The organism is Bacillus sp. GbtcB10, from assembly GCF_019091365.1.
Classification (GTDB): domain Bacteria; phylum Bacillota; class Bacilli; order Bacillales; family Bacillaceae; genus Bacillus; species Bacillus altitudinis.
On the sequence record NZ_JAGXJP010000172.1, the window covers coordinates 1 to 267 of the forward strand.

A 267-nucleotide genomic window follows, 5' to 3' on the forward strand; every position below is an offset into this window, starting at 1 on the left:
TTTATTTGATGTATTGTTACATACATAATTGTGGACCCTTAGCTCAGCAGGATAGAGCAGACGGCTCATAACCGTCCGGTCGTAGGTACGAGACCTACAGGGTCCATATCCATTTCACATGTTTATTATGTCAGTAAGAAGCTTCCTTGTAGAAGGGAGCTTTTTTTATGAAATATATGAGCATTTTAATTGAAAAGAAGTGGGAATTTTGCTACTTTAATGATAGCAAGACAATGTGATTTATTTGTTTGCACCCTATGGCAATTA

The 267-nt window shown here is 36.7% G+C and carries 1 tRNA gene; it reads left to right on the forward strand.

Going from position 1 to position 267, the window contains the following annotated elements:
- Window positions 1–32 precede the first annotated feature (32 nt).
- Window positions 33–106, forward strand: a tRNA-Ile gene (locus KVT11_RS20010).
- Window positions 107–267: the final 161 nt, after the last annotated feature.